General features: G+C 73.5%; 21 protein-coding genes. 10 read left to right on the top strand and 11 right to left on the bottom strand.

The features are described 5' to 3' along the window. Positions 1–118: 118 nt before the first annotated feature. The 4 genes from SAVERM_RS35575 to yczE form a co-directional block, all read right to left on the bottom strand. A complete protein-coding gene (locus SAVERM_RS35575) occupies positions 119–493 on the bottom strand; it encodes an RNA polymerase-binding protein RbpA (RefSeq protein ID WP_003977404.1) in 375 nt (124 codons plus the stop codon). 267 nt (positions 494–760) lie between these two features. Continuing rightward, positions 761–2107: an MFS transporter gene (locus SAVERM_RS35580; protein ID WP_010988323.1), complete on the bottom strand. Its 1347-nt coding sequence runs from the start codon at positions 2105–2107 to the stop codon at positions 761–763. 40 nt (positions 2108–2147) lie between these two features. Further along, positions 2148–2915: a glycerophosphodiester phosphodiesterase family protein gene (locus SAVERM_RS35585; RefSeq protein WP_010988324.1), complete on the bottom strand. Its 768-nt coding sequence runs from the start codon at positions 2913–2915 to the stop codon at positions 2148–2150. Then, positions 2912–3565 carry a membrane protein YczE gene (yczE, locus tag SAVERM_RS35590; RefSeq protein WP_037646682.1) on the bottom strand — a complete coding sequence of 218 codons (654 nt, stop codon included), beginning with the start codon at positions 3563–3565 and terminating at the stop codon, positions 2912–2914. The genes SAVERM_RS35585 and yczE overlap by 4 nt, the downstream gene beginning before the upstream one ends. A gap of 112 nt (positions 3566–3677) precedes the next feature. Here yczE and SAVERM_RS35595 point away from each other — a divergent pair, with 112 nt between their 5' ends. After that, the gene (locus SAVERM_RS35595) at positions 3678–5177 is read left to right on the top strand and encodes an SCO1417 family PLP biosynthesis transcription factor (RefSeq protein ID WP_010988326.1); all 1500 of its coding nucleotides are present in this window, start codon (positions 3678–3680) and stop codon (positions 5175–5177) included. A 17-nt stretch (positions 5178–5194) separates the two neighbouring features. Here SAVERM_RS35595 and SAVERM_RS35600 read toward each other — a convergent pair whose 3' ends face one another. Together SAVERM_RS35600 and SAVERM_RS35605 are read right to left on the bottom strand one after the other, a co-directional pair. Further along, a complete protein-coding gene (locus SAVERM_RS35600) occupies positions 5195–6862 on the bottom strand; it encodes an ATP-binding protein (RefSeq protein ID WP_010988327.1) in 1668 nt (555 codons plus the stop codon). A 37-nt stretch (positions 6863–6899) separates the two neighbouring features. Then, a complete protein-coding gene (locus tag SAVERM_RS35605; RefSeq protein WP_010988328.1) occupies positions 6900–7094 on the bottom strand; it encodes a hypothetical protein in 195 nt (64 codons plus the stop codon). 304 nt (positions 7095–7398) lie between these two features. Between SAVERM_RS35605 and SAVERM_RS35610 the strand changes: the two genes are divergently transcribed. The 5 genes from SAVERM_RS35610 (at position 7399) to SAVERM_RS35630 (ending at position 12910) form a co-directional block, all read left to right on the top strand. Then, entirely contained in the window at positions 7399–7791 is a 393-nt protein-coding gene (locus tag SAVERM_RS35610; protein WP_037646603.1) for an ankyrin repeat domain-containing protein, read from the top strand. A 301-nt stretch (positions 7792–8092) separates the two neighbouring features. Further along, positions 8093–9511 (top strand): hypothetical protein, encoded by a 1419-nt coding sequence (locus SAVERM_RS35615; RefSeq protein ID WP_010988330.1) that lies wholly within the window; start codon positions 8093–8095, stop codon positions 9509–9511. A gap of 179 nt (positions 9512–9690) precedes the next feature. Next, complete coding sequence (locus tag SAVERM_RS35620; RefSeq protein ID WP_010988331.1) at positions 9691–10854, top strand: glycosyltransferase family 4 protein; 1164 nt, start codon at positions 9691–9693, stop codon at positions 10852–10854. After that, on the top strand, positions 10851–12059 hold the full coding sequence (locus tag SAVERM_RS35625) for a glycosyltransferase (protein ID WP_010988332.1): 1209 nt from the start codon (positions 10851–10853) through the stop codon (positions 12057–12059). The genes SAVERM_RS35620 and SAVERM_RS35625 overlap by 4 nt, the downstream gene beginning before the upstream one ends. Beyond that, a complete protein-coding gene (locus SAVERM_RS35630) occupies positions 12056–12910 on the top strand; it encodes an SGNH/GDSL hydrolase family protein (RefSeq protein WP_010988333.1) in 855 nt (284 codons plus the stop codon). Before SAVERM_RS35625 ends, SAVERM_RS35630 begins: the two co-directional genes overlap by 4 nt. A gap of 4 nt (positions 12911–12914) precedes the next feature. Here the strand turns inward: SAVERM_RS35630 and SAVERM_RS35635 are convergent, their stop codons facing one another. Genes SAVERM_RS35635 through SAVERM_RS35655 form a run of 5 tightly spaced genes read right to left on the bottom strand, consistent with a single transcriptional unit; the run spans position 12915 to position 17300 of the window. Further along, positions 12915–13784, bottom strand: coding sequence for a 5-oxoprolinase subunit C family protein (locus SAVERM_RS35635; protein ID WP_010988334.1), 870 nt, complete (start codon positions 13782–13784; stop codon positions 12915–12917). After that, on the bottom strand, positions 13781–14398 hold the full coding sequence (locus SAVERM_RS35640) for a 5-oxoprolinase subunit B family protein (RefSeq protein WP_010988335.1): 618 nt from the start codon (positions 14396–14398) through the stop codon (positions 13781–13783). Before SAVERM_RS35640 ends, SAVERM_RS35635 begins: the two co-directional genes overlap by 4 nt. Continuing rightward, positions 14395–15147 (bottom strand): LamB/YcsF family protein, encoded by a 753-nt coding sequence (locus tag SAVERM_RS35645; RefSeq protein ID WP_010988336.1) that lies wholly within the window; start codon positions 15145–15147, stop codon positions 14395–14397. Before SAVERM_RS35645 ends, SAVERM_RS35640 begins: the two co-directional genes overlap by 4 nt. A 12-nt stretch (positions 15148–15159) precedes the next feature. Beyond that, entirely contained in the window at positions 15160–15984 is an 825-nt protein-coding gene (locus SAVERM_RS35650) for a putative hydro-lyase (RefSeq protein ID WP_010988337.1), read from the bottom strand. Further along, positions 15981–17300, bottom strand: coding sequence for an MFS transporter (locus tag SAVERM_RS35655; protein ID WP_010988338.1), 1320 nt, complete (start codon positions 17298–17300; stop codon positions 15981–15983). The genes SAVERM_RS35650 and SAVERM_RS35655 overlap by 4 nt, the downstream gene beginning before the upstream one ends. 255 nt (positions 17301–17555) lie before the next feature. On the opposite strand from SAVERM_RS35655, the gene SAVERM_RS35660 reads away from it, so the two are divergent. The 4 genes from SAVERM_RS35660 to SAVERM_RS35675 all read left to right on the top strand — a co-directional run bounded on the left by SAVERM_RS35660 (position 17556) and on the right by SAVERM_RS35675 (position 25650). Then, positions 17556–18257 (top strand): GntR family transcriptional regulator, encoded by a 702-nt coding sequence (locus tag SAVERM_RS35660; protein WP_010988339.1) that lies wholly within the window; start codon positions 17556–17558, stop codon positions 18255–18257. A 132-nt stretch (positions 18258–18389) separates the two neighbouring features. Continuing rightward, positions 18390–19907, top strand: a complete 1518-nt coding sequence (locus tag SAVERM_RS35665) for a hypothetical protein (RefSeq protein WP_010988340.1) — start codon at positions 18390–18392, stop codon at positions 19905–19907. A gap of 94 nt (positions 19908–20001) precedes the next feature. Further along, complete coding sequence (locus tag SAVERM_RS35670) at positions 20002–20880, top strand: hypothetical protein (protein ID WP_010988341.1); 879 nt, start codon at positions 20002–20004, stop codon at positions 20878–20880. Between the two features lie 69 nt (positions 20881–20949). Beyond that, positions 20950–25650: a coiled-coil domain-containing protein gene (locus tag SAVERM_RS35675; RefSeq protein ID WP_010988342.1), complete on the top strand. Its 4701-nt coding sequence runs from the start codon at positions 20950–20952 to the stop codon at positions 25648–25650. Positions 25651–25693: the final 43 nt, after the last annotated feature.

Below are 25693 nucleotides of genomic sequence, written 5' to 3' on the forward strand. Positions count from 1 at the left end.
GCACGGCACGGCAGACGTCCGTAGGTGTTACGGACAGCACAAAACCGCAGGCGCCGTACATTCGTACGGCACCCACGGTCACGTGCGTGCGTTGTATGCCGCTCTGCCCCCGGAGGGACTACGCGGACTTGCGGCTGTCCCGGGGATGAACCGCGATGTTCATCGCGCCGGATCGCAGAACCGCCAGGCGCTCCTCGAGGACCTCTTCGAGCTCCTCACGGGTGCGCCGCTCCATCAGCATGTCCCAATGCGTACGCGCGGGCTTGGCCTTCTTTTCCTCAGGGCCGTCGCCGTCCACCAGGAGTGCCTGGGCCCCGCAGACCTTGCACTCCCACTCCGGCGGGATCTCCGCCTCGACCGAGAAGGGCATCTCAAACCGGTGCCCCTTCTCGCATGCGTACTCCACGGCCTGGCGCGGGGCCAGGTCGATGCCGCGGTCCGTCTCGTAGCTGGTCACCACGAGGCGCGTGCCGCGAAGAGCTCGCTCACTCATGAATCGTGCCTCCCGGGCTTGTCGCCCACAGGACAGGTGTCGCTGTCGTCGTCATCCGGTCAACGTCCGGTCGGCGGTAAAGATTCCCGTTCCGGGTCCCGTTCCGGGTTGTGCGTCGCCGTCGTAGCCGCCCCTTGTTGTACCCACCGGCGCCCGGTTTGTCACATCTGCTAGCAGATGTCACCCAGCGTTTCGGCTTCTTTGACGCGCAGTAACGGTACGCCTGGCAGGCCAAACGCGTACACTACCGCCCTTTGGCCCTGGGCGCTAAATCCTTTCGGGAACGGAGTTCCCCGCGTCGCGCACCGCCTGCCGTACCGGAACCCTGGCGAGCAGCACGAATCCGACCACGAAGAAGGCCACCAGCGAGATGATCGCGTCCCGGTAGCTTCCGGTCAGCTGGTAGGTCAGGCCGAACAGGAGCGGGCCCAGCCAGCTCATGCCGCGGTCGCTCATCTCGTACGCCGAGAAGTACTCGGCCTCCTTGCCGGCGGGCACCAGATGCGAGAAGAGGGAGCGGGACAGGGCCTGGCTGCCGCCGAGGACGAGACCGATCCCGGACGCCAGGACGAAGAACCAGAAGGGCGCGCCGGCCGGCAGGAAGTAGCCGGCGCCCAGCGTGACCGTCCAGGCCACCAGTGAGCCGAGGATCGTGCGCCGGGCGCCGTACGTCCGGGCCAGCCGCCCCATGCCCAGGGCGCCGCCCACCGCGAGCACCTGGACGAGCAGCACGGCGACGATGAGCGTGGACTGGCTCAGGCCCAGTTCCTCGGAGCCGTACACCGACGCCTGGGAGATCACCGTCTGGATGCCGTCGTTGTAGATCAGGTAGGCGAGCAGGAACGAGAGCGTGAGCGGGTGGCGGCGCATGTCGCGGACGGTCGCCGCGAGCCGGCGCGGTCCGGGGGCGGTGATCTCCTTGACGGGCGACCCGCGGTCGCGCAGCCGCTTCAGCGGTATGAGGGTGAAGGCGCCCCACCACAGACCCGCCGAGGCCAGACAGATCCGGACCGCGGTGCTCTCCGAGACACCGAAGGAGTCGTGGGCGAGGAACAGCACCAGGTTCGCGATGAGGACGAGGGCTCCCGCCGCGTACCCGAACGCCCAGCCGCGGGACGAGACGGCGTCGCGCTCCTCGGGCGGGGCGATCTGTGGCAGATAGGAGTTGTAGAGCATCATCGAGACGGCCTGCGCGGCGTTGGCGACCAACAGGAGCACGCCGCCCAGCAGATAGCGGTCGCCGTCCAGGAAGAACATGCCCGCCGTCGCCGCAGCGCCCACGTAGGCCGTCACCGCGAGCAGCGGCTTCTTACGGCCCGTGCGGTCGGCGGCCGCGCCCACCAGGGGCATCACCACGACGGCGACGATCACGGACAGGGACACGGAGTACGCGAAGAACGACCCGGCGCGCACCGGGACGCCCAGCGGATGCACATAGCCGTCCGCGTCCGCCGCCGACTTCGCGACCGACGTCAGATAGGGGCCGAGGAACACGGTCAGCACGCTCGTCGAGTAGACGGAGCAGGCCCAGTCGTAGAAGTACCAGCCGCGTTGTTCGCGCCGTCGCTCGGCGGCCTCGTCGGTCGGCCGTGCCTGCGCGGTGTCGGTGCCCACCCGTGTCCTCGCTTCCCCGTGGTAGGGGCCGCGCGAGGGTTCAGATCCAGGTGCCCCGGTCTTCCAGGACCTTGCGCAGCGTGTCGATGTGATCGGTCATGATGCCATCGACGCCCAGGTCCAGGAGCTGGTGCATCTGGTGCGGATCGTTCACGGTCCACACATGCACCTGGAGTCCGCGGGCGTGGGCGGCGCGCACGAACCGGTGGTCGGCCACGGGAACGCCCGACTGGGACATGGGCACCTGGGCGGCGATCGCCGAGCGGCGCAGCGCGGCCGGTATGCCCCAGGAGCGCAGCCGCAGGCTCAGGACACCGCGGATGCCGTACGACGTCGCCAGCCGCGGTCCGGCCAGGCGCTGGGCGCGAACCACCCGCGCCTCGGAGAACGAACCGACGCAGACGCGGTCCCAGGCGTCCGTGCGCTCGATCAGGTCGAGCAGCGGGCGCAGGGCCGGCTCGGCCTTGACGTCGACGTTCCAGCGCACCCCGGGGAAGGTTTCGAGCAGTTCCTCGAAGAGGGGCACCGGCTCGCTGCCCGCCACGCGCGCGTGGCGCACGTCCGCCCAGGGGAGATCGGCGATCCGGCCCGCTCCGTCGGTGACCCGGTCGAGGGTCGAGTCGTGGAAGGCGACGAGTTTCCCGTCGGACGTCGTGTGCACGTCCGTCTCGATGTAGCGGTAGCCCGCCGCCACCGCGCGCCGGAACTGGACCATGGTGTTCTCCAGGCCGTCCGCCGCCCCGCCCCGGTGGGCGAAGGCGATCGGGCCCGGATGGTCGAGGTAGGGGTGGCGTATGTGCGCGGTCACCGTCGAAGTATCGCCCGCGGGGGTGGCCCCTCGGCAACGACCGTGCTGCCGCCCGACGCCCCGGAGGGGGCGAACAAACGCAGGAAGAGCTGGGCGAGGGGGCCGATCGCCACCGCGTACAGGACGGTCCCGGCGCCCACGGTCCCGCCGAGCGCGAAGCCCGTCGCCACGACCGCCACTTCGATGACCGTGCGCACCAGCCGGATCGAGCGTCCGGTGCGCCGGTGCAGGCCCGTCATGAGGCCGTCGCGTGGACCCGGTCCGAAGCCGGCCGCGATGTAGAGGCCGGTCGCCACTCCGTTGAGCACGATGCCCGCCGCGAGCAGGGGGATGCGGACGGACAGGGTGTGTGCCCCGGGAAGCAGGGCGAGCGTGCCGTCCATGGCGATGCCGACGACGAAGACGTTGGAGACGGTGCCGAGTCCGGGGCGCTGGCGCAGCGGGATCCACAGGAGCAGGACCGCCGCGCCCACGATGATGGACACCACACCGATCGTCAGACCGGTCAGCTCCGCGAGTCCCTGGTGCAGCACGTTCCAGGGCTCGAGCCCGAGTCCCGACTCGACGAGGAGCGCGGAGCTCGCGCCGTACAGCGCCAGGCCGACGTACAACTGGATCAACCGTCGCCCGCGACGGTTCTGTGTGGACAGGACGCCGGACAAGACGTGCCCCCCTGTGGTGGTTGTGGACTGACCCGTGTCACTCTGTGGCTTGGAAAGAGAAGCCATCCATGGCCAATTCCGGGAAGGTGGACTGGCAACCATGGCTCAGTGGACTTCGGCAGTGGGCGCCGCGCAGCTCGCCCGGCTGCTCAACTCCCAGCAGGAACGCCCCGCGGGCCCCGGCACCCGCCGCCCCCCGGCCTATCGCGCACTCGCCGACGGTATCCGGCTGCTGGTCCTGGAAGGACGCGTGCCCGTCGCCGCCCGGCTGCCCGCCGAGCGGGAACTGGCGCTGTCCCTGTCCGTCAGCCGTACGACGGTCGCCGCCGCCTATGAAGCGCTGCGTGCCGAGGGCTTCCTGGAGTCCCGCCGCGGAGCGGGCAGCTGGACCGCCGTGCCGGCCGGGAACCCGCTGCCCGCGCGCGGCCTGGAGCCGCTGCCGCCCGAGTCGCTCGGTTCGATGATCGATCTGGGCACCGCGGCGCTGCCCGCCCCCGAGCCGTGGCTCACCCGCGCCGTTCAAGGAGCCCTGGAGGAGCTGCCGCCGTACGCGCACACGCACGGCGACTACCCGGCCGGGCTGCCCGCGCTGCGCTCGATGCTCGCCGACCGGTACACCGCGCGCGGCATCCCGACCATGCCCGAGCAGATCATGGTGACGACCGGCGCGATGGGCGCGATGGACGCCATCTGCCATCTCTTCGCGGGGCGCGGCGAGCGCATCGCCGTCGAGTCGCCCTCCTACGCCAACATCCTCCAGCTGATGCGCGAGGCGGGGGCCCGGCTGGTGCCGGTCGCGATGGCCGAGGGGCTCATGGGCTGGGACATGGACCGTTGGCGGCAGGTGCTGCGGGACGCGGCGCCACGCCTGGCGTACGTCGTGGCCGACTTCCACAATCCGACCGGTGCGCTGGCCGACGAGGACCAGCGGCGCCGGCTGGTGGACGCGGCCCGATCGGCCGGGACCGTGCTGGTCGTCGACGAGACGATGACCGAGCTGCACCTCGACGACGGTGTGGAGATGCCGCGCCCGGTGTGCGGCTTCGACCCCGGCGGGTCGACGGTGATCACGGTCGGGTCCGCGAGCAAGGCCTTCTGGGCGGGCATGCGCATCGGCTGGGTGCGGGCGGCTCCCGACGTGATCCGCAGCCTGGTCTCGGCCCGTGCCTACGCGGACCTGGGCACACCGGTGGTGGAACAGCTGGCCGTGAACTGGCTGCTCAGCACGGGGGGATGGGAGCAGGCGGTGGAGGTGCGCCGGGCCCAGGCCCGCGAGAACCGTGACGCGCTGGTCGCCGCCGTGCGCCGGGAGCTGCCCTCCTGGGAGTTCTCGGTACCGCAGGGCGGGCTGACGCTGTGGGTGCGTACCGGCGGTCTGTCCGGCTCCCGCCTCGCCGAGGCGGGGGAGCGGGTCGGGGTACGCGTCCCCTCCGGACCCCGCTTCGGGGTGGACGGCGCGTTCGAGGGGTATGTGCGGCTGCCGTTCACGGTCGGCGGCGCGGTGGCGGAGGAGGCGGCGGCACGGCTGGCGGCCGCGGCGCGGCTCGTGGAGACGGGCGCGTCGGGAGCCGGGGAGTCGCCGCGGACCTTCGTGGCCTGAGCCCGGCCCGAGCGGGTTCAGCCCTCCGCGGGCACGGCTTCCGCGGCCACGGCCTCTGTGACCACGGCCTTCGTGGCCACGGTTTCCGGGACGACGGCCTCAGCGGTCACGGCCTCAGCGGGCACGGTCTTCGCGGCCACGGTCACCGTGGGGACCGGCTCCGCCGCGTCCGCCGGAGTGCTCCGCCCCGGCAGCAGGTCGAGCACCGCCCGCCGGTGGGTCTCGCTCGTCGCGTCGTCGTACGGGTCCGGGGTCGCCGGCACCTGGAGCCGGTGCACCGGCCCGCCGCCGAGCCGGGCGTAACCCCGCCCCGGAGGTACGTCCTTCGCGGGCGTCGTGTGCGGCGGCGCCCCCAGGATCTCCGCCAGCCGGTCCGGAGTCGCGGGGCCGAGCACCACGCGCGCGCGTGTGTGCTGACGTACCGCCTCGGACAGGCCGTCGAGGCCGTCGAACTGCTCCGCCACGACGACCGTGACGTTCGCCGCGCGACCGTGCCGCAGCGGCACCTGGAGCAGCGACTGGGGATCCTTGCGCCCCTCCGCCGCCGCGAGGTGGCCCAGTGCGCTCGGCCGGTCGAGAAGGAGCCAGAGCGGACGCTTGATGTCCTCCGGCGCCGGATACCCCTCCTGGCGGGCACGGTTCGCCGCGATCAGGCGCCGTTCCGTCTCGTGGGTGGCCCACTCCAGGCTCGCCACCGCGCCCGCCGGCCCGCATTCGACCGCCAGCACGCCGTCCCGGCCGGTCAGGCACGCGTACTCGCCGGTGCCGCCGCCCTCGACGATCACGACGTCGCCGTGCTGGAGGGCCTGGAGCGCGATGGAGCGCACCAGGGTCGTCGTACCGCTGCCGGGCTCGCCCACGACCAGCAGGTGCGGTTCCGTGGAACGGACGCCCGTGCGCCAGACCACCGGAGGCACGTCCCGCTGTTCCTCGCCGTAGGTCAGGGGGAGCGTGCGCTGGACGCCGGTCGGGTCGGTGAAGCCGAGGACCGTCTCGCCGGGTGCCGTCACGAAGCGCTGGGCGGCGATGTCGGTGGGCAGCGGGCCGAGAACGGTGACCGTGAGCTCGTTGCCCTCCTCGTCCCAGGTGAAGTGGTACTCGCGGCCCCGGCCCGACTTGGCGTGCAGGAGCTGCTCGATCCGGGCACGGGACTCCGCCTCGCCGTCCGTGAAGTAGGCCGGGTAGCGGATGAGCAGGCGCGAGATGCGGCCCGTGCCGTCGAAGTCGTACGCGGGGAACGCCTCCTCCCACTCGCCGCCGTGGGCGTACAGGGGAGCCGGGTCCTCGGCGGTCGAGAAGTACGGGACCAGCGCCTCGTACAGCGACCGCAGGCGCTTGGTCTGCGACTCGTCGGGGCCGGCGGGTCGCTTCGCCCCGGGGTCGCGGCCCATCCAGGCTGCCGCCGCCATCAGGGCCACGGCGGCGAGCAGTGGTCCGTACGGTGCCAGGGCGACGACCAGGATCACCGAGGAGAGGAGAAAGAGGAGCGGCCCGCGCCGGTCCTTCGGTGTGTCGGCCCACCTGCGCCGTCCGGCCGCCGCCAGCCGGCGCAGTCCACGGGTGATCGTGATCAGCGGATGGAGGACGTCGGTGGCGCTGTCGGCCGCCGTCCGGGCCAGCTCCCGGCTCCGGGCGAGCTGCGCGCTGCCGTTGCTCAGAATGCGGGGGAGGGGGCGCCGGGCCACGTCGTTCTCCTGAGGGTGCGTGCGAAGGGAAGGGCGGTCAGAACCTGATCCCGCCGAGGAGACTCGCCAGGCTCGCGCCGCCGGCCTTGATGCTCGGGGCGATGGCGGTGCTGGAGAGGTAGAAGCCGAACAGCGCGCACGTGCACGCGTGCGTGCCCTTGAGGCCGTCCTTGCGGAAGAAGAGGAAGACGACGATGCCGAGCAGGACGACGCCTGACATGGACAGAATCATTTCGGTTCTCCTGGTTGGTGGGGACAGTCACCATGAGTTCTTCCAGGCTCACAGGATGTATCCATACGATAAAAGGTGCAAATGGATGGAATTAGACTGATTTCATCCGGCTGGCGGAGCCGTTCTGGGCCGCCCGGACAGGCCGGTTGCGCCGAGCGGGGCGTGCGGTGATCTTTGCCTCGGGCGGTGCCGGTCATGTACCCCGGAAGCCAGTACGCTGGCGATTCACCCGTACGGCTGCACCGCTCGCCGTCGTACGCTCCCCAGTCCCCAGAAGCAGTCGTAGTGAGAGGTGGTCCGGCCGATGAGCGAAGCCCCCGACCCCGAGGTCGTGGAGCTGGCGACCAAGATCTTCGATCTGGCGCGCCGTGGCGAGACCGAGCCGCTTGTGGCGTATGTCGACGCGGGGGTTCCGGCCAACCTCACCAACGACCGGGGCGACACCCTGGTGATGCTGGCCGCATATCACGGCCATGCCGAAGCGGTGCGCGCCCTGCTGGAGCGTGGCGCCGAGGCCGACCGGGTCAACGACCGAGGCCAGACACCGCTCGCGGGGGCGGTTTTCAAGGGCGAGGAAGCGGTGATCCGGGTCCTTCTGGACGGCGGTGCCGACCCGGCCGCGGGCACGCCCTCGGCCGTCGACACGGCCCGGATGTTCGGCAAGGCGAACCTGCTCGAACTGTTCGGCGCACGCTGATCCGAATGCCCTGACCAGGCACGACACAGAAAACGGGGGAGGCGGGACGGGGCCGCCGGAAATACGGTCGCGGCAGGAAGAACCGCCGGGTCATCATGACGTCGTGATTCACGGACGCGATGGCTGGGCAGTTGTTGCCGCACCGCGCGGGCCGTGACGCGGCCCGCATGGGCCACCGACGAGAGGCAGAGGAAGATGGTCTACAGCAAGCAGGAAACGGCGGGCGCCCCGACGTGTTGTCACGCGGCCAGGTAAAGCAGGACCCCCGGTTGCGTCGACGCTTGATGTGAGGCTGTTTCCCATGTTCGATCCGGTCATAGCGCCCAGCGGTACGCTGCTCGGCCTGCTCCAGCGGGGCCGCGGCGACGGCACACTCCACGCGCTCACCGCACCGCGGGCCGAGGCGCTCGCGGCCCTGAATCACTGTGTGCTGCGTGACCCCCGCCACGACTGGCAGGTGGAGAACCGCTCCCTGTACTACGCCCGTCTCTACCTCGACCTGAGCGGTGAGCTCGACGAGATCGAGCGGCACCTCTTCGACGCCGAGGACGTTCTCGACACGGACGAGTCCCGCACGGGGCTCGCCCTCGCGGTCCTCGGGCACCTCGCCTCGTACGGCAGGCTCGACGCGCTCGCGCTGCTGCGCAGGTACGCGGCCGTCGGCACCAACTGGGCCTGGGCCCTCGACGAGCTGGCGCTGCGCGACGACGACGCGGGCCTGCGCGCCCTCGCCGCTCCCGTGCTGGCCCGCTTCCCGGTCGATGCCGAGGGCGAGGCCGAGCTCGCCGCCGCCGTGCGCGACGCCTTCGAACCCCGGCCCTGGCGGCTGTGGGCCGAGGATCCGCGCGAATCCATCGGCACGCGCGTGCGCGGCGCCCAGGAGACCGGCTCCTTCGACCGCTGGCAGCGCCAGATGCGACCGGCCGGGCCCCGGCCCGGGTGGAGCGTGCAGGCCGTCTTCGACTGGGCCCAGCAGGGACTCGAACGCGGAGCGCTGCTCCACGTTCCGGCCGCCCGCTGCCTCACGGCCGTCGCGGGCCCCGAGGACCGGCCCGAGATCGTCGAGGCCGCCCGTTCCGGCGGCGACGGCGCCCGCTGCACCGCCCTGCGCTATCTCACCGACGGCAACGATCCGGACGCCCTCGACCTCGTCGAGGGGGCCGTGGCCACCGGGTCCGCGGTCGTCGTGGAGGCCGCGCTGGACGCCTTCGAACGTATGTGCAGTGTCGCCGCCGTGGACCGCGCGCGTGGCTGGGCCCACCGGCCCGACCCTCTGGGCGCCGCCGCCGGGCGCATGCTCGCCTGCCGGGGCGGTGCGCAGGACAGCGAACTGGTGCTGGGCGCCCTGCGGGAGGCCGTACGCGGAGAGGGCCCCGACGCGCCCACGCTGTGGACGCTCGTCGACGGCACCGGGCGGCTCGGCATCGCGTGCGCGGCGCCCGTGCTGCGTCATATCTACCGCGAGACCGCGTCATCCCATCTCCGCGGCCGGGCCGCCCGCGCCCTGGCCGCCACCGATCCCTCCTTCGCCGCCGGTTTCGCCGTCGAATGCCTGTGGGACTGCGAGGAGTTCACTCGCGAAGTCGCCGCCCGGCACGCCGAGACCGGCGACGCGCGCGTGGTCGACCAGCTCCGCCGCCTGGCCGCGGACCCGGCCGAGGAGGCAGAGGTCCAGACGGCCGTACGCAGCCGGATCGGGCCCGACATGCCCGCCGTATGAACAGCGTGCCCGCCGTATGAACGACATGCCCGCCGTATGAACGAGGGGTGACCCGCGCGGCGGTCGGGCATGGACGTGGGCCGACCTGCCCGGGTGTGCAGCGCAACGCTCATGGGACGTTCCTCGTCCGGAAAGATCCACGTTGACGCGGCCACGTCCAGCACGACGACAACACCGGTATGCGTGTCGTCATCGTGACCGAGTCCTTTCCCCCCGATGTGAACGGCGTGGCCCACTGCGCCCTCCAGACCGCCCGGCACCTTGTCGAGCGCGGTCACGCCCCCCTCGTCGTCGCCCCCGCCTCCCCCAAGTCCCCGACATCGCTCGGGCAGGGCGGTGCCCCCTTCGCCGGGCAGGGGCCCGACGCCCTCGCGCCGTGCCGCGTCATCCGGGTGCCCTCCCTCCCGCTCCCCGGCTACCCCCAGGTCCGCGTCGCCCTCCCCAGCCGCCGCGTCGCCGCGGCGATCACCGAACACCGCGCCGACATCGTCCACCTGGCCGGCCCCTTCGTCCTCGGTGTCCGCGGCATGGCGGCCGCCGCCCGGCTCGGCATCCCCGCCGTCGCCGTCTACCAGACCGACCTCGCCGGATACGCCCGCACGTACATGGGTGCGGGCGAGGCCACGGCCTGGCGGCGCATACGCTCCGTCCACGCCGCCGCCGACCGCACCCTCGCCCCGTCCACCGCGGCCCTGCACGACCTGGAGGCACACGGGGTGCCCCGGGTGCGGCTGTGGCCGCGCGGTGTCGACACCGTCCGTTTCCGCCCCGAGCACCGGGACGAGTCGCTGCGCCGCGAACTCGCCCCGAACGGCGAACCGATCGTCGGCTACGTCGGCCGGCTCGCCCCCGAGAAGCAGGTCGAACTCCTCGCCGGAGCCTGCGGTCTGAGGGGCGTGCGGGTCGTCGTCGTGGGCGACGGCCCGAGCGAGGTGACGCTGCGGGGCGCGCTGCCCGGCGCCGTCTTCCTGGGGCGCCGCACGGGTGACGAACTCGCCCGGATCTTCGCCTCGCTGGACGTCTTCGTGCACACCGGCCCCTTCGAAACCTTCTGCCAGACCGTCCAGGAGGCCATGGCGAGCGGTGTGCCGGTCGTCGCGCCCGCCGCGGGCGGCCCGCTGGACCTGGTGGCGCACGGCCGTACGGGGCTGCTGGTCCCGCCGCGTGACGCCGGCGCCGTGCGCGACGCGGTGTGGTCCCTGGCCGCCGACCCCGCGCTGCGGGCCGCGTACGGAGCGGCCGGGCGGGCCACCGTCGAGGGCCGTACCTGGGCGGCCGTCGGCGACCAGCTCATCGGGCACTACGCCGAGGTGCTGTCCGCGCGGACGGCGGTGGCGGCATGAGCCCGCGAAGCGACGAGGGCGGCGTGCACGAGCCGCCGCGGACCGGCGGGCCGGCCGGGGCGCTGCGGATCGTCCGGCTCGCCAACTTCGTGGCCCCCGCCTCCGGGGGACTGCGTACCGCCCTGCGCGAGCTGGGCAAGGGCTTCAAGGAGGCCGGGCACGAGCCCGTGCTCATCGTGCCCGGCGAGCGCCACACCGACCGCGAGACCGGGCAGGGCCGCGTGATCACCCTGCCCGGGCCGCTGCTGCCCGGCACCGGCGGCTACCGCGTGCTCACCGACAAGCGGCGCGTCGCCGCCCTCCTGGCCGAGCTGGCCCCCGACCGTCTGGAGGTCTCCGACCGTACGACGCTGCGGTGGACCGGCAAGTGGGCGCGGCGCGCCCGCGTCCCCGCCGTGATGGTCTCCCACGAGACCGCGGACGGCGTCCTGCGCACCTGGGGCCTGTCGGAGAACGTGTCCCGGCGCGCCGCCGACGCCCTCAACACCCGTACGGCACACACCTATGCGCGCGTGGTGTGCACCACGGAGTTCGCGGAGCGGGAGTTCGTCCGCATCGGGGCCCGCAATGTCGTACGCGCTCCCCTGGGCGTCGACCTGGAGCAGCGCCGCCCCGCGCTGCGGGACCCGGGGCTGCGCGAGCGCCACGCGCGCGTGGACGAGACGCTGCTCGTCATGTGCTCCCGGCTGTCCGTCGAGAAGCGGCCCGGCACCGCCCTGGACGCGCTGGAGGCGCTGGTGCGGCGCGGGCGGCGCGCGGTGCTCGTCGTCGCCGGGGACGGCCCGCTGCGGGCCCGGCTCGAACAGCGGGCGCGGGAGCGGAGGCTGCCCGTGACCTTCCTCGGCCATGTCGGCGACCGGGCGCTGCTCGGCGCGTTGCAGGCCTCCGCCGATGTGTGCCTGGCTCCTGGGCCGGCCGAGACGTTCGGGCTCGCCGCCCTGGAGGCGATGGCCTGCGGTACGCCCGTGGTCGCCAGTGCCTCGTCCGCGCTGTCGGAGGTCGTCGGCTCCGCCGGAGTCACAGCCGCGGATCACGGCGACGCCTTCGCGGACGCCGTCGCATCGCTCCTGGAACGCCCCGAGTACGAGCGCCGGCAGACCGCACGCGCGCGTGCGGAGTGTTTCGGTTGGAAGACCGCGGTCGACGCGTTCCTCGCCGCGCACGACGCGGGGGCGCCGGCTCCCGCTCGGGAGGGCGTCCGATGAGACCGCCGCGCTTCGTGGCGCTCGGCGACTCGCTGACCGAAGGCGTGGGCGACCCCGTCGGGGACACCTGGCGGGGGTGGGCCGCACTCCTCGCCGCCGGGCTCGCCCCCGCGGACGCGCCCGCCGAGTTCACCAACCTCGCCGTCAGCGGCGCCCAGACGCGCGACGTCCTGGAACGGCAGACCCCGGCCGGGCTCACCCTGCGCCCGGACATCGTGTCGGTCGTCATCGGCGTCAACGACACACTGCGGTGCACCTTCGACATCCACGCCGTCGCCGCACGGCTCGACCAGGTGTACGCGGCGTTCCGGGCGCGGGACGCGGTGCTGGTCACGGCGTGCCTGCCCGACCCCGGGGCGATGTTCGGGCTGCCCGGGGCGCTGGCCCGTCCGCTGGCCCGCCGGCAGCGGGCTGTGAACACGGTCGTGCACGCCCTGTCCGAGAGGTACGGGGCGGTGCATCTGCACGCGGCGGAAGAGGAGTGGCTGACCGATCGCGCGCTGTGGAGCGCGGACCGGCTGCACCCGGGGGAGCGAGGCCACCGGCAGCTGGCGGTCCGCTTCCACGCGCTGCTCGCTCAGGAGGGCCTCGTGACCGGGACCGCGCCCGCGGCCGAGCCCGAGTTCCCCGCGCCCACCCGGTCGGCGAGCCTCTGGTGGCTGGCCACCGCGGGGACCGGCTGGGTGGCCCGGCGGTGCACCGACCTGCTGCCGCAGCTGCTCACCCTGGCCGCCTCCGAGGTACGCCACCGGGCACGCGGCACCAGCGCCCGGCTCGACCTGAGCGCCTCGCACGCGGCGGCGTCCGCGCTGGCCGCCCTGTCGGGGACGGAGCAGCCGGACGCGGCCTGAGCCGTCAGCGGCGGCGTACGGCCACGAAGCGGACGGGGGTGCCGGGAACCGCCTGGGCGGCCGCCGGGAGGTCGGCGGGCCGGACGACCGCGATCACCGGGTAGCCCCCGGTGGTCGGGTGGTCGGCGAGAAAGACGACCGGCCGGCCGTCGGGCGGCACCTGCACCGCCCCCCACACCATGCCCTCACTGGGCAGTTCGCCCGTCCGGGACCGTTCCAGCGCGGGCCCTTCCGTACGCAGTCCGATGCGGTTGCTCGCGGTGGACACGCGGTACGCGCGGGTGACGAGCGTGCGGACGGCCGTCGCCGTGAACCAGTCGTCGCGGGGGCCCGGCGTCACCCGCAGCACCAGTTCGGCCGGCGGGCCCGGCTGGGGAACGGCGTCCACGCGCGCGTGGGGGCCGACCGGGTGCCCCAGGGGGAGCACCGTCCCGTCGGTGAGGGGTGCGGGACCGAGCCCGGACAGCAGATCCGTGGAGCGGCTGCCGAGCACCGGTTCGACGGCGACTCCGCCGGAGACGGCCACGTAACCGCGTACTCCGGACTGCGCGGGTCCGATGTCGAGCAAGGTGCCGCCGGGGACGCGTACGGGCGCTCCCCAGGGCGCGGGGCGGCCGCCCACGGTCACCGCGCAGGGCGCGCCTCCCACCGCCACGGTGACCGCCGAACGGGGGCGCAGAGCACAGCCGTTGAGCGTCGTCTCCAGGACGGCCGCTTCCGGCGGATTGCCGACCAGCCGGTTGACCAGCGCCGCCGCGGGCGGGTCCAGCGCACCGGAGCGCGGCACTCCGAGGTGGGCGTACCCGGGGCGCCCCAGGTCCTGCACGGTGGTCAGCGCCCCGGCCCGTACGACGGCGAGCGCCCGATCCGTCATACGGACCCCACCGCGACGAAGCGGACGCGGGCGCCGGGCGCGAGCAGGGCGGCCGGTACGCGCGCGTGGTCCCACAGGACGCGGTCCGTGGTGCCGATCAGCTGCCACCCGCCCGGCGACGCACGCGGGTACACCCCGGTGTACGGGCCCGCGAGCGCCACGGAGCCCGCCGGAACGGACGTGCGCGGGGTCGCCCGGCGCGCCACGTCGTAGCGCGCGGGAAGCCCGGTGAGATAGCCGAACCCGGGCGCGAACCCGCAGAACGCGACCCGGAATTCGGCCGCCGAGTGGATGCGCGCCACCTCGTCCTCCGGTACGCCCCACAGGGCGGCGACCTCGGCCAGGTCGGGGCCGTCGTACCGTACGGGGATCTCGATGGCCTCCTCCGCGCGCGGGGGTACCGGCGGCACTGTCCAGTCCGCGAGCTGGGCCGCGAGCCGGGAGGGCTCCTCCAGGCCGTCCAGGAGGACCGTGCGGGCCGCGGGCACGACCTCCCGTACCGTCAGGGTTCCGGCCGCCCTGCGGCGCAGCAGCTCGGCGTGCAGGGCCTGCGCCTCGTCACCCGAGGCGAGTTCGACGAGCAGGGCCCGGTCGCCGACCGGCAGTGCCCTCATGCGAAGGCCGCCACGCGGACGCCCGAGGCCTCCAGCCGCGACCTGACCCGGCGGGCCAGCTCCACCGCGCCGGGCGTGTCGCCGTGCAGGCACAAGGAGCGTGCCCGTACCGGGATCCGGCGCCCGGAGTGCGCGTCGACCACCCCGAGGCGGGCGAGGTTCACCGAGCGTTCGACGACCGCGTCGGGGTCGGTGACCACCGCTCCGTCCTCGCCCCGCGGCACCAGCGTGCCCTCCTCGGTGTACGCGCGGTCCGCGAACGCCTCCGTGACGACCGGCAGCCCGGCCTTCTCGGCCACCTCCAGCAAGCGCGAGCCGGGCAGCCCGAGCACCGGGAGCGAGGCGTCGGCGAGCCGCACCCCGTCGACCACGGCGCCGGCCTGCCCTTCGTCGTGCACCACCCGGTTGTAGAGCGCGCCGTGCGGCTTCACGTACGACACGCGCGTGCCCGCCGCGCGGGCGAACACCTCCAGGGCGCCGATCTGGTACGCCACTTCGGCCGCCAGTTCCGCGGGCGGCACGTCCATCGCGCGTCGCCCGAACCCGGCCAGGTCCCGGTAGGAGACCTGGGCGCCGATCCGTACGCCGCGCTCGGCCGCCAGCTCGCACACCCGCCGCATGGTGGCCGCGTCCCCGGCGTGGAAGCCGCAGGCCACGTTGGCGCTGGTGACGACGGACAGCAGCCGTTCGTCGTCGGTGAGCTCCCAGCGGCCGAAGCCCTCGCCGAGGTCGGCGTTCAGATCGATCATGGTGTCTCCTGGTCAGGCCACGCGGTACTGCTCGTCGCGGGCGTCGGTGAGGAACATCTGGCCCGGGGCGTGGGTGATGGCGAACGGCGGACGGGACGCCATCACCGCGGCCTGCGGGGTCACGCCGCAGGCCCAGAACACCGGGATGTCGTCCGGTTCGGCGTCCACCGGATCACCGAAGTCGGGGCGGCCGAGGTCATCGATGCCGAGGCCCGACGGATCGCCGCAGTGTACGGGGCTGCCGTGCACCGCCGGGAGCATCGTGCTCTCCCGGATCGCCGCCGCCAGGTGCTCGGGCGGAACGGGACGCATCGACACCACCATGGGGCCGTGCAGCCGGCCTGCCGGGCGGCAGGCGCGGCTGGTGACGTACATGGAGACGTTGCGGCCCTGCTCGATGTGGCGCATCGGGACGCCCGCCTCGCTCAGTGCCCACTCGAAGGTGAAGCTGCACCCGATGAGGAACGACACCAGATCGTCCCTCCAGTACGCGACGACATCCGTGGGCTCGGCCACCAGCTCGCCGTTCTCCCACACCCGGTAGCGCGGCAGATCCGTGCGCAGATCCGCTCCCTCCGCGAGCGGAGTGGTCCAGGAACCGGCGTCGGTGACGTCGAGGACCGGACACGGCTTGGGGTTGCGCTGGCAGAACAGCAGCATGTCGTACGCCCAGTCGGCGGGGAGCGAGATCAGGTTCGCCTGGGTGTGTCCCGCGGCGACCCCGGCCGTGGGTCCGAAGACGCCCCAGCGGAAGCGGGCCCGCGCCTTGCGGGGGGTCCACGCGTGCGCGTGGCCGTCGATCCGGCTCAGGGGGCGGTCCGGGGTGACGCGGTTCACCGGAGCTCCTTCCCGCGGGTCTCCGGAAGCCCGAGCAGCGCCAGCGCCGCCAGGGCGTAGCCGATCGCACCGAAGACCAGCGCGCCGCCCACACCCCAGCTGTCGGCCAGGAAGCCGACCAGGGTGGGGAAGACGGCGCCGACGGCGCGTCCGGTGTTGTAGGTGAAGCCCTGTCCGGTGCCGCGCACGGCCGTCGGGTACAGCTCGCTCAGGAACGAGCCGAAGCCGCTGAAGATCGCCGACATGCAGAAGCCGAGCGGGAAACCGAGCACCAGGAGGAGGGTGTCGGCGCCGCTCGGGATGTTGGCGTACACCAGGACACAGATCGCGGAGAGCACCGCGAAGAGCAGGATGTTGCGCTTGCGGCCCAGTTTGTCGGTCAGGTAGCCGCCGGTGAGGTAGCCGATGAAGGCACCGGAGATCAGGAACGTGAGATAGCCGCCGGTGCCGACGACGGACAGTCCGCGCTCCGTCTTGAGGTACGTCGGCACCCAGGTGGCCAGCGTGTAGTAGCCGCCCTGGACGCCGGTCGAGAGCAGGCCCGCGAAGACCGTGATCCGCAGCAGACCGGGCGCGTCGGCCGTCCCGGGCCTGAAGATCGCCGTGAACGAACCCTTGTGAGCGCTCTTCTGGCGCTCGACGGCCGCCTCCGGGGCGTCGTGCACCCTGCGTCGCACCCACACGACCAGCAGCGCGGGCAGCGCGCCGGTCCAGAACATCACACGCCATGCGAGGTCGTCGCCCACGAAGGAGAAGACCAGCGTGTAGACGACGGCGGCCAGCGCCCAGCCGACGGCCCAGGAACTCTGGATCGCGCCGAGCGTCCGGCCCCGGTGCCGGGCGCTCGCGTACTCGGCGACCAGGATCGCGCCGACCGCCCACTCGCCGCCGAAACCGAGCCCTTGAAGGGCGCGGAAGACCAGCAGGGTCTCGTAGTTGGGCGCGAAGCCGCAGGCCACCGTGAAGACGGCGTAGGTGATCACGGTGATCATCAGGGCCTTGACGCGCCCGATGCGGTCCGCGACCACACCCGCGACGGCGCCGCCGATCGCCGAGACGACCAGGGTGACCGTCGTGAACAGTCCGGTCTGACCGCTGTCCAGGCCGAAGTAGGCCGCGAGCGCGACCATGCTCAGCGGCAGCGTGAAGTAGTCGTACGAGTCCAGGGCATAGCCGCCGAACGCGCCGGCGAAGGCACGCCGGCCGCGCGGACCGAGCGCGCGCAGGAAGCCGAAGGCGCCGTCTTCGGAGGCGGGTTCACCCGCGCCGGGCGCGGTGGCGGCGGTCAGTTGTGGAGAGGGAGGGGTCGTGCTCATGGGCACCTCGCTAAGAGGGACGGAGGGTGCTTGAGGGACGAGCCGTGCCGTGCGGGGGTGCGTGGAGCGGGTGGCGCTGTTCGGGGGGCGTGGAGCGGGTGGTGCCGTGCGGGGGTGCGGAGGAGGCCGTGCCGTGCGCAAGCCGCGGCGCCGTCGTGCGAGCGGGCGGCGCCTGTCAAGCAAGGTAGGGGATCGTTGAACGATCCTTCAATACCCACGTTGTTTCGTTGTTGTATCTGCGATTGAATTCCGGGCATGGCAGATCAGCTGACGGGACTGGCCGACGACCGCGCTCTGCTGGGGCGCACCAGCACCGCCGAGCGGGTCTCGGACATCCTCAGGGGCCGTATCGCCGAGGGCTACTTCCCGCCCGGCACCCGGCTGTCGGAGGACAGCATCGGCGGCGCGCTCGGGGTCTCCCGCAACACGCTGCGCGAGGCGTTCCGGCTGCTCACCCATGAACGGCTGCTCGTCCACGAGCTGAACCGCGGGGTCTTCGTACGGGTGCTGACCGTCGAGGACGTGCAGGACATCTACCGCACCCGCTCCCTCGTCGAGTGCGCCGTCGTACGCGGTCTCGGTGAGCCGCCGTACGCCCTGGAGGGCCTCGCGGAAGCCGTCGCGGAGGGGCAGCGGACGGTGCGCGAAGGTGACTGGAAAGGACTGGGCACGGCCAACATCCACTTCCACCGGGAACTGGTCGCGCTCGCCGGCAGCGCCCGCACCGACGAACTGATGCGCAGCGTCTTCGCCGAACTCCGCCTCGCCTTCCACGTCGTGGACGACCCGCGGCGGCTGCACGAGCCGTATCTCGCGCGCAACCGGCAGATCCTCCAGGCCCTGGAGACGGGCGACCGCGACAAGGCGGAGGGACTGCTCGCGGTCTATCTCGACGACTCGCTGGAGCGGGTCGTGGAGGTCTACCGGCGGCGCGTGGGCGACGACGGGCAACTGTGACCACGGGGGTGACGACGGGCAGCTGTGCCCCCGGCTGTCATGCACTGTGACCCCGGCTGTCATGCACTGTGACCACGGGTCTCATCTGCGTCGTTTCGACCGCTGTCAGACCGAGGACCTAGTCTGTGCACCGTGACTTCGCCTGCATCGACGGACAGCGTTCCGCCCCAGCTCAGCGCGGGGCCGCGCCCTTCTCCGGGCCCGGCCGCCGACGAGGGACTGGCGCGGCGGCTGCGCGCGCTCGCCTGCACGGCGCCGCTGCACGACCTCGATGCGCGCAAGGCCAACCTCGCCGGTGAGTACGCGGTGTACGGGATGGCGGAGGTGGCCCTCGCCGCCATCGACCTGGTCACACTGAACATGGACTTCGACACGGGCGCGGACCACGACCAGATAGTGGCCCGCCTCATCCCGCGCATCGCCGCCCAGGCCCCCCGGCGGCCCGTCGCCGAGCACGAGCGGGTGGCCCGCTGGGTCCTGGAGAACCTGATCAACGTCGGCAGCGTCGACCGAGGTTTCCGCGCCGTCTACGGCACGTTCGCGCCCGACGGCTCCTATGTGCGCCGCGACTACGACTTCAAGCTGATCGAGGAGGTCCCCGGGTACGGAGGAAGCGTCTACCTCCGTACGACGGACGAGGCGGTCAACGTCCTCGTGGGCGCCCTCGACACCGATGTCACCAGCGCGCAGATCGCCGCCGAGGTCAAGCTGGAGGTGCTGATCAGCCGCGGTCGGCTCGCGGACGCGCAGCTCGCCGCCGAGCAGGCGCGCTACCGGACCGTCCAGTACTCGGAGACGTTGCGCAAGGCACTGGACGCGACCCGGCGCAATGTGCGGGCCGTCGACTGGCTGAACTCGGTGCCGGACATGATCGCCGAGGCCCTCGACCACGTCGCCGACCGCTACCGGCACGAGAACGCGATCCTGACCAACATCCGCAAGGCACGCGACGAGTCCGAGGACCCCGAGCAGAAGCGGCGCGCCGCCGAGCTGGTCGACATCGTCAAGGACTGCATCCGCCGGCACACGCTGCTCCAGTCCCGGCTCCTGGAGGCGGGCCCGCTGTTCCGCGCCGAGCAGGACCGGCAGGCCTTCGCGACCCCCATGACGACGTCCGGGATCGATCTCTACGGGCATCTCGTCGCCCCCGTGCTGCCGCTGCCCGTGGAGCAGGCCCTGCGCGTCACGGACGCCTTCTTCGCGCGCGGCACCGGGCTGCGCACACCCGCGTCCGTGCGGGTCGGGGACCTCGTCGACCTGCTGCTGACACCGCCCGTGGAGCGGGAGCACCTCGGCGCGGAGATGCCGGAGCCAGACCTGATCGCCACTCCCGACGACAGCCGGTTCAGCGAGGAGCAGCTGGCCGCCGCCATGGAGCTGCTCGACCTGCCGGCGGACGCGCCGCGGCGGTTGTCGGGACTGCTCGCGGAAGCGCGCCGCCAGGATTCCGAACTGCCGTACCTTGTCGCCCTGCTGGCCGTGCACGCGGCCAGCCCGCCGGTGGGCACCGCCTACCGGCAGGGGGAGGAGAAGCTGCTGTTCGCCGTGGACGACGGGGTCGAACTGGACGACGACGAGTTCGGCGGGGCCGATCTCATCGTGGGCATGGCGATGCTCGACGCGATGGGGATGGCGGCGGACCGGAAGTGAACGCCTCGTCGGCGGAGCCGCACATGCCACAGCCCCGCGCCCATGAGGGGGCGCCCGACCGCACCATCGCTTTTGAGATCAAGGAGCCCCAACCGTGACCGAGCACGTCGAGTGGAGTGAGCCGGAAGTCGCCGCCACGCCGGTGAACGCCGCCGTCACCCCCGCCGACGCCGCCGACGCGGCGCGGCTCGTGGCCTTCGGGCTCCAGCCCAAGCTCCAGCCCGCCCGCGACCAGGAGTACACGGAGTTGCTGCGCCGCTACCGCGAGGACCCGCCCTTCGCGCGGCTCGCGGACGCCGTGGCCACCGGGCTCGGCCTGGTCGTCCTGGAGGTGTCCCCGCGTGCCGGTATGGCCGTCACCGCCGCCGAGGACTCCGTGTTCGCCGTCCGCATGGGCGACTACGCGCGGCGCACGGCGGCCGACTCCGGCGACCGCTTCCTGCATGGGCTCGCCCATCTCGCCGTCGCCGCCATGGCGTTCCCGCGCCCCGAGGACCTCGCGGACGACGGCTACATCGGGCGCGTCTCGGTCAACGGCGTCGACGCCTTCGTACGCCAGGCCTGCCGCCGCCTGGAGGAGCGGGCCGAGGAGCAGGGCGAGAACACCGACCCGGCCACGGACGCGCCCGGCCTGGAGGCGGCCTGGCGGATCTGGGCCAGACGCAGCGCCGCCGGGGCCACCAAGGACGCGCGCCGGCTCGCCGGTTCGACCACCGGGATCGTCGGCAAGGCCGTCGTCTTCCTCACCGACTCCGGCTTTCTCCAGCGGACCGGCGACGACTCCGGCGGCACCTACCGCACCACCGCCCGCTATCAGCTCCAGGTGCGCGACATGGCCGGCAGCGCCGCCCTGGCCGAGCTGCTCGAGCTGGGCATCGTCCCGGTGACCGACGGCACCGCGAGCCTGCTGCCCCCCGAGGACACCGACGACCTGGAACTGGTCGCCGACGCCGGACTGCCGTTCCACTCCTGACCCGGCCTCCCCGGCCCCTTCACCCGACCTCCGCCCCCGAACTCCCCTGACGACTACGAGAGTCCGCACATGTACGAGCTGTCCCGGGTCCGCCTCTACTCCATCGGGCCGGCCGGTGCGCGCTACGCCGACACCGTGCTGGACCTGCGGGGTGTCGGCGCGCCCGTGCCCGACCCCGCGCCCACCCAGGCGGAGTTCTTCGAGGACGAGCCCGTCGGCCCGCCGCGCCGGCCCGCGCCCGCCGGCGTGCTCTTCCTGGAGAACGGCGGCGGCAAGTCCGTACTGCTCAAGCTGATCTTCTCGGTGATGCTGCCGGGCCACCGGAACACGCTCGGCGGCGCCAGCTCCGGTGTGCTGCGGAAGTTCCTGCTCGCCGACGACTGCGGGCATGTGGCGCTGGAGTGGCAGCACACGCTGACCGGCGAGTGCGTCGTGGTCGGCAAGGTGAGCGAGTGGCGGGGGCGGCAGGTCTCCAACGACCCGCGGAAGTTCGCCGAGGCCTGGTACTCCTTCCGGCCCGGCCCCGGACTCAGCCTCGACAACCTGCCCGTCGCCGAGGCCACCTCCGTACGGCCGCAGGCCGAGGGCGTGTCCGGTGCGCAGGGGCGGCGCCGCACCATGAAGGGCTTCCGGGACGCCCTCACCGACGCGGGCAAGGCGTATCCGCACCTCGAAGTGCACTGGGAGGAGATCCACGACCGCTGGAACGAGCACCTCGGGGACCTCGGTCTGGACCCCGAACTCTTCCGCTACCAGCGGGAGATGAACGCCGACGAGGGCGAGGCCGCCGGTCTCTTCGCGGTCAAGAAGGACTCCGACTTCACGGATCTGCTGCTGCGCGCCGTCACCGACACCCGCGACACGGACGGCCTCGCCGACCTGGTCGGAGGCTTCGGCAACAAGCTGGGGCGGCGCGCCGAGCTGATGGCCGAGCGGGACTTCACGGCCGGATCCGTGGACCTGCTGGGCCGGATCGTCGACGCCGCCGACGCTCGGGCACGCGCGCGTGACATCCACGCCGCCGCCGAGCGGCGCACCCGGACGCTGGCCCGCCGGCTGTCCGCGCGCGGCGTGCGGGAGCGCGTGCGGGCCGCCGACCTCGCGCAGCGGGTGACCGCCGCAGCGTACGCCGTCACGCACGCCGAGGGCGCCCGCGAGCGCAGCGCCCTGATCGCGGCCGAACTCGCCTACCGGCACGCCTCGTTGGCGCTCGCCGGAGCCGAGAAGTCCGCGGCCGCGCAGAAGCGCGAGCTGGCCGACGCGCGCACGCTGCACTCCGCCTGGCAGGCTGCCGAGGCCGTGCTGCGGCACCGGGCCGCCGCCGACCGCTCCGCGCGCGTGGCCGTCGCGATCCGCGAGGCCGAGCGGGACGCCGCGCCGGCGCTCGCCGCCCGCGCCAAGGCCGCCGTCGACCTCGTACGTGCCCTGCACGGTGCCGCCGAGAGCGCGGAGAACCTCGCCAACGAGGAGGAGGAGCGGTCCGCAGGGCTCCAGGACGTGGGCGAGAGGGCGTACCGGGACTCGACCTCCGCCGCCACGGAGGCGCAGCGCGCCCGCAGCGAGGCCGGGCATCTGCGCCAGCGGCTCAGCGAGGTAGCGCAGGAGACCGCCGAGGCGGTGCGCGCGGGGTGGCTGGACGACAGCGCGCCCGACGCGGACCCCGCACGCGCGGCGCTGGCCGCGAGCGACGCCGAGAAGACGGCCGTCGCCGCCTGGGACACCGCGCGTGAGGCGTCCGGCCGGGCCTCCGAGCACGCCAGGGAGGCGGCGTCCACCGAGTCCCGCGCGGAGCTGACGGCGGCCCGCGCGGCGGACGCGGCGACGGCGGCCGAGCGCGCGTACGAGGCGGAGTTCCGTACCGCCGAGTCCCTGGCGGGGGAGGAGCGTTTGGCGGACCTGCTGAGCCTGCCGGCCTCCAGCAGGCAGGGGGCGGTACCGACGCCCCGGCGCGAGGGCACAGCGGGTGCGACGGCCGACCGCCAGGGCGGTGCGCACAGCGCGGCCGAGGGTTTTGCCGCGCCCCGCCCTGGCGCCCCGCGGCCCGCGAGCGAAGGCCCCCTCACCCCCGAGGAGCTGGACCGCTTCGCCGACGAACTGCGTGAGCTGCTCGACGACTCGGTCGGCTCCGCCGAGCGGCAGCTGTTCGAGTTGCAGACCGGCGCCGCCGACGACTCCCGGATCCTCGGCGCCCTCGGCGACGGCGGCCTGCTGCCGCCCGGCCCGGACGTGCTGTCCACCGTCGAGTACCTGGGCGAGCACGGCATTCCCGCCCTCCCCGGCTGGCGCTACCTCGCGCAGGCCGTCGACCCCGCCGATCACGCGCGCGTGCTGGCGGCCCGCCCCGAGCTGGTCGACGGTGTCATCATCACGGACCCCGACACGCACACGCGGGCCCGCGAAGCCCTGAGCGAGGCCGCGCTGCTGCCCCGCTCCGCGGTCGCCGTCGGTACGGCCGCCGCGCTCCTCGCCCCCACGCCGGCGCCCGAGGCGGGCGACAGCGGCGTGTTCCTCGTACCGCCGAACCCGGCCATGCACGACGAACACGCCGCCGACGAGGAACGGCAGGCCCTGCGCGCGCGAGCGGCCCGGCGGGACGAGGAGATCCGGGCCCTCGCGGCCCGGCTCGGCAAGGACCGGGAGCTGGCCGCACGGCTCTCGTCCTGGCGCACCGGATGCCCGGCGGGGCGGCTCGTCGAACTCGCCACCGCCGCACGGGACGCGCGCGGTTTCGCCGAGGAAACCGAGGCCGAGCTGGCCGAGGCGCGGACCGTCCGGGCGGAGGCCGACGAAGCCGCCGCCGAGGCCGCGCACGTACGGGACGAGCGGCAGGAGGCCGCCCAGAAGGCGCGCCGCGCCGCCGACGCGCTCGCCGGACTCGCCTTCCGGCTGCGTGAGCGTGCCGGCTGGCAGGTCAAGCTCCGCGAACTCGCCGACGAGGCGGCCGAGTCGGAGGCCCGCGCCCAGACCTGCCTGGAGCGCGCCCGCGCCGCCGACGAGGACCGGCGCGCCGCCCAGCGCGCCGCCGACGACGCCCGCCGCACGGCCCGCGCGCTGCGCGCCGAGCGCGCGGAGATCGCGGGCGCCCCCGACGACGTACCCGAGGACGAGCCCGGAGCGGCGAAGTCGTCCCTGCCCGCCCTCCGCGAGGCCTACCGGGCCGCCTCCCAGCTGTACGAGAAGGTCGGCGTCGGCGCCGATCTGCGGGCCGAACAGGCGCGCGCCGAGAGCGACGAGAGCGCCGCGCTCACCGAGCTGAACCGGCTCAGCAACAAGGTGCGGACCCGCGCGGCCCAGCTCCTGGAGTCCCCGGACGGCTCCGACGGGCCGTCCCGGCAGGCCGCGGCCGCCCGTGTCGAGGAGCTGGTGCAGCTCCTGGAGACCCGGATGTCCACCGCGAGCGAGCAGCTCGGCCGGCTGCGCGGCGAGGCCGAGCGGCACGCGCCCGAGAACGGCGAGGCCCACACCGAGCTGTCCGACGAGCTGGTCCCCGAGAACGCCGAGCACGCGCAGACCCTGCTGCGCACCGCGACCGGTGAACTGGCCGCCCGCGCCGATGCGCTGGGCCAGGCGCGCGAGGCCCACGCGGAGCTGCTCGACGCGCACCGGGCCGCCGAGGACGCGGCCGGCGGCTTCGACGAGACCGCCGCGCTGCTCCGTGACCTCCTGCGTGAGCAGCAGGCCGAGGACGAGCAGGAGGAATCCGAGGCCTACCCCGGTACCCTGGAGGAGGCCCGGCACTCCGCCGCCGAGGCCCGCCGGTCCCTGCGCGGCTGCGCCGCCGACCTGTCCGCCGCCGAGGCGGCCGTGCGCGAGGCGAGCGACATCCTCGTCCGGCACGCCAACTCCACCCGCTACGAGCAGGTGCGCACCCCCGCCCGGCAGCAGATCCGCGAGCTGCCCGCGTCCGCGCTGCCCGAGCACGCCCAGAAGTGGGCGGACGCCTTCGCCCCCCGGCTCCGCGTCCTCACCGACGAGTTGGCGCAGCTGGAGCGCAACCGGGACTCGATCGTGGACCGGCTGCGCGGGCTCGTGGAGTCGGCGCTGGCCACCCTGCGGGCCGCGCAGCGGCTGTCCCGGCTGCCGGAAGGGCTCGGCGAGTGGTCCGGGCAGGAGTTCCTGCGCATCCGCTTCGAGGAGCCCGACCAGGCCACGCTCACCGAGCGGCTCGGCGAGGTCGTCGACGAGGCCACCCGGGCGGCCGTCAAGAAGAACTCCGACCTGCGGCGCGACGGCATGTCCCTGCTGCTGCGCGGAGTCGGTGCCGCACTCGAGCCGAAGGGCGTCGCCGTCGAGATCCTCAAGCCGGACGCCGTACTGCGCGCCGAGCGCGTGCCCGTCGGACAGATGGGCGACGTGTTCTCCGGTGGTCAGCTGCTCACCGCGGCCATCGCCCTGTACTGCACCATGGCCGCGCTGCGCAGCAACGACCGGGGCCGGGACAGGCACCGGCACGCGGGCACGCTGTTCCTGGACAACCCCATCGGGCGCGCCAACGCGACGTATCTGCTGGAGCTCCAGCGGGCCGTCTCGGACGCGCTCGGCGTCCAGCTCCTCTACACCACCGGCCTGTTCGACACCACGGCGCTCGCCGAGTTCCCCCTGGTCATCAGGTTGCGCAACGACGCCGACCTGCGCGCCGGACTGAAGTACATCAGCGTGGAGGAACACCTCCGGCCGGGACTGCCGCGTGAGGCTCCCGCCGGGGAGGCCGGGTACAGCGAGATCACGGCGACACGGATGTACAAGCGCCCGGCGCCGAGCGCCTCATAGGGGTGGGGGCGTGACATCATGCGGCTCCGCCGCGTGGGCGCGA

Source organism: Streptomyces avermitilis MA-4680 = NBRC 14893 (genome assembly GCF_000009765.2).
Classification (GTDB): Bacteria; Actinomycetota; Actinomycetes; order Streptomycetales; family Streptomycetaceae; genus Streptomyces; species Streptomyces avermitilis.